General features: G+C 48.1%; 3 protein-coding genes, 1 tRNA gene and 2 pseudogenes. 4 read left to right on the forward strand and 2 right to left on the reverse strand.

Features of this window, described 5'->3' with window-relative positions:
- Nucleotides 1–243, reverse strand: a pseudogene (locus ACKOVI_RS06735) (hypothetical protein); the annotation flags it as partial.
- 61 nt (nt 244–304) lie between these two features.
- Here ACKOVI_RS06735 and ACKOVI_RS06740 point away from each other — a divergent pair.
- Entirely contained in the window at nt 305–940 is a 636-nt protein-coding gene (locus tag ACKOVI_RS06740) for a DsbA family oxidoreductase (RefSeq protein ID WP_509603314.1), read from the forward strand.
- Between the two features lie 34 nt (nt 941–974).
- Nucleotides 975–1,048, forward strand: a tRNA-Ile gene (locus ACKOVI_RS06745).
- A 1-nt stretch (nt 1,049) separates the two neighbouring features.
- Here the strand turns inward: ACKOVI_RS06745 and ACKOVI_RS06750 are convergent.
- Nucleotides 1,050–2,126, reverse strand: coding sequence for a YncE family protein (locus tag ACKOVI_RS06750; RefSeq protein ID WP_509603315.1), 1,077 nt, complete (start codon nt 2,124–2,126; stop codon nt 1,050–1,052).
- Between the two features lie 71 nt (nt 2,127–2,197).
- Here ACKOVI_RS06750 and ACKOVI_RS06755 point away from each other — a divergent pair, with 71 nt between their 5' ends.
- Both ACKOVI_RS06755 and ACKOVI_RS06760 read left to right on the forward strand, forming a co-directional pair.
- Entirely contained in the window at nt 2,198–2,941 is a 744-nt protein-coding gene (locus ACKOVI_RS06755; RefSeq protein WP_509603316.1) for a cytochrome b5 domain-containing protein, read from the forward strand.
- Between the two features lie 15 nt (nt 2,942–2,956).
- Nucleotides 2,957–3,967, forward strand: a pseudogene (locus ACKOVI_RS06760) (hypothetical protein); the annotation flags it as partial.

Here is a 3,967-nt window from a genome sequence, read left to right on the forward strand (position 1 = left end):
ACCTGATCGGTGTCCGCGAAGAGATGGATGACCGATAAATCCACGCGAATGTTCGCGTAGAACCAAGTTGCGCGGAGCAACATCGAGTCCGCCATGAAAGTGTGGCTTATGTACTGCAGCAGAAAGCGCCTTCTCGGCACCGCTCTCAAGTGAGCCAACTTTCTTACCCCAATGGACTATCGAAAGCGTTTCATCGCCTTCTTCAAAGATGATGGATGATCGTGATTGGCTCAAATGAATCATGGCGGCAGTCTATCTTTGCGGCGGAAAGATAGATAGAACGCCCACTGTTAAACTCGCTCACATGATTATCGATGTTTGGTCTGATGTTGTCTGCCCTTGGTGCTTCATAGGAAAACGTCGATTAGAGAAGGCTCTCTCACTATTTGAGCATCGCGACCAGGTAACTATTCGCCACCGCGCATTTCAGCTGCAACCAGATATCACCTCTACTGTTCCCACTGCAGATTACCTCGCCGATAAATATCGCATGCCAACTGAGAAGGTAAAAGAGATGCAGGCCAATGTCTGTGCCATCGCCGATGGTGAAGGTCTTTGCTACAACCTCGATGACACCTTGTCAGGAAATACTTTTGATGCCCACCGTTTACTTCTCTGGGCGGCGACCATCGATAAACAAGATGTACTTCTAGAAGCCATGTACTCTGCCTATTTTGAGAAGTCGCAACCACTCTTTAGCCATAAAGATCTCATTGCCGTGGCGACCTCCGTCGGAATTGATTCCATCGACGTTGAAAAAGTTCTCAAGAGTGAGCAATTTAAAGATGAGGTCATCGCAGATCGCGCACTTGCTTCACAGCTTGGCGCAACCGGCGTGCCATTCTTCGTTGTCGATATGAAATATGGCATCTCAGGCGCTCAGCCACTGGAAGCTTTCACGCAAACCCTCGAGGGAGCGTGGGCAGAGTCGCATTTATAAACCTATAGAATTACGCACACATCCAGTTCTGCTGGAGGCGGTAGCTCAGTTGGTTAGAGCCCCGAACTCATAATTCGGTCGTCGTCGGTTCGAGCCCGACCCGCCTCACTTAATTATTAGCGAATACTTTCAGCGCTCCCCCATAGCAAGCAACCCAGGTGCGGTTGGTGGAAGGGTCATAAGTAACACCAATTGGCTCGTTACAGACCTTGATGGTCTGCAAGACTTTCATATCTGATGTACGCACCTTTGAGAGAGTGTCTCCGTTGAAATTCACAACAAAGAGCGCGCTTCCATCACTTGAAATATCTAAGCTTCGAGGCTTCTCGCCAGTTTTGACGCTCTTGATGCTCTTATTCTTGACTAGATCCCAAGCTTGAACTTTCCCAGCTAAATTCATCGTGATGTACATCTTTGTCTCATCCGGCGCGAGAACAATTGCGCGAGGATTTATGCCAACTGGAATCAATGTCTGAGTAAAATCTTCAAGGTTGATGCGGTGAACTTGTGATCCGCCCATCTCGGCGACGTAAGCAAGTTTGCTGTCTTTAGTGATTGCTATTCCGCGTGGATATTTACCAATCCTGATTGACTTCACGGTCTTGCCGTTTTCAATTGAAATAATTGTGACGGTATACGAGCACCAATTGCTGACAAGTATGTACTTGTTATCTGGCGAAACTTTTACAACTTTAGGGACAGAACCCACTGGAAATACCGCATCAATTTTCTTGCTTTCCAGATTTACCCGTGAGAGAAAGCTCGTGTCATAACCAGACGAAGGTGAACAGGTGTCGTGGCCTTCTTTATTGAAACCTTTGCCATACATCGCGTAGTTGGTGAAGTAGAGATATTTACCGTCGGGTGAATAGGCGCCTTCAACGGGTGCTCCTTGGTAATATCCAGAATATTTTGAATATCCATAATCTGAAAGAGCAACCGAGTCAGGGACGGTAGCAATCAGCTCTGCCTTATTAGCGTCATAGATTGTGACGCTATGGCTATACATCATGTTTTGGGCGCTGACCAGACCTGTGCCAGAGGCCAAGACTGACTTAGGAGAAATTGTCCCCCCTATAGTCTTAATAAGAACTAACTTCTGATCTGAATTCAGGATTGATTCCGCATGTGAGCTCGGCAAGGAAATGAGAGTAATAAATAGGGAAACCACCGCAAATCTGCGCATACAGCAATGCTATCGGCAATCTCTCAGGTTTCATTCACTGAGTTTTATCCGAACTATGACTTAATGTATCCATGGAATCACTCTTGTACTCAATCGCCGGCCTGCCAGTTCATCCACTGATTGTTCATTTCGCTGTTGTTATCTTGCCCTTGGCTGCAACTGCGCTGATTGCTCTGATTTACATGCCGAAGCTCAAGAGCCAATATTCCTTCATCACCACAGTTGCTGTCGTACTTGGATCAGCGGCAGTGCTAGTTGCTAAGCAATCCGGCGAAGCCTTATCAGAGAAAATTGGTACACCAGTGAAGCACGCGGATTACGCATCGCTCTTAACCTACACAGCATTCGTATTTATGGTCCTCACTTTGATCTGGTACCGCTCTAGCAAAGGTCGCAAGTCACGTGTTGTGACACCACTTGGTCACACAACCGTTCTAGCTGCGATTGCAGTATTGGTACTTACCTTCCTTACGGGGCATACAGGCGCCGAAGCTGTTTGGAAGGGCAAGTTACCGGAAGCAACTTCCGCCACAGCAAAGGCATCAGCGACTCCCAAGGCGACTGCGACGAGCAAGGTTGCTGGCACTTACAACGCAGCTGACTTGAAGAAACATGCAACCGCTGCCAGCTGCTGGTCTGCAATTAACGGAAATGTCTACGACCTCACCAAGTGGATCAATCGCCATCCAGGTGGCGCATCTGTTATTAAGGGTCTCTGTGGACGTGATGGTTCAGCAGGATTTAACGGTCAGCATGGTGGCCAAAGTCGACCTGCAAGCGAGCTCGCAGCCTTCAAGATTGGTAAGTTCGCCTAGCTCTATGCTTCGGGCATGAGAAAAGTTCTTTCGATTGCCCTCCTGTTCAACCTTGTTGGAATCGCTCCACTTCATGCCGGCGAGATTTCTCGAACCTCAGTGAGAAATTGCGTCAACATTGCAACGGGTGAAGCTCGACTTGTCTCAGAGAAAGTCACCAAGTGCAGCAAGAGTGAGAAGCTGGTGAAGTTGGTGATTCCAGCTTTCGAGCCTCAATCACTAGTCCATGCAGGCTCAGGAGCTCCGGTTGATTTTCAAACCGGCCATGACGGAGATTTCTATATTGACTCTGCAGCCAAGAAGATCTATGGCCCTCGAATCGCCGGAGTTTGGGGTGCAGGTAGTTCGATGATTGGCGAAGTAGGCGCCGTTGGTAAAACTGGTGCCGCGCTGATCAGTGGAATGGCAGCACCTGACTCACAAACTGGATTTGTTGGAGACTTCTATCTCGATATCACCACGAAAATGATTTATGGACCAAAGACAGAACGGGCAGGTTGGGGCGTCGGATCATCAATTACCGGCCCGCAGGGTCCGGTCGGTAGCCAGGGACCAACTGGACCAACAGGAGCAGCAGGCGCACCTGGAGGATTTGGTGCCTATGGCGCTTTCTACGACACCACAACTGTGACTCTTACACAAAATGTGGCAACACCAATTCCGCTAGGAGTTACTCAATTCGCTAGTGGAGTTTCAATTGCCGATGGCTACAAAATTTCAATCAGCAAAACTGGAAAATTCAACATTGCATTCTCATCACAAGTAATCAAAGAAGATAACGGTGACGATGTAATCTCAATCTGGCTTTGCAAAGGCACCAATGGAGGGGCTTGCACTAATCTTCCATGGACAAATACCGATATGGTCTTCTCGGGACTCAATTCACGACATGTTGCAGCTTGGAATTTCTTTGTCGATGCAACTGCTGGTGAGTATTTTCAATTGATGATTTCTTCTGCCGGTACAACGCTTAAAACTAAAATACTGAGCGCTCCAGCACAGAGCTCTCCAGCTCGCCCGGAGATT

The sequence above is a fragment of the Candidatus Planktophila sp. genome, from assembly GCF_046070465.1.
Lineage (GTDB): Bacteria > Actinomycetota > Actinomycetes > Nanopelagicales > Nanopelagicaceae > Planktophila.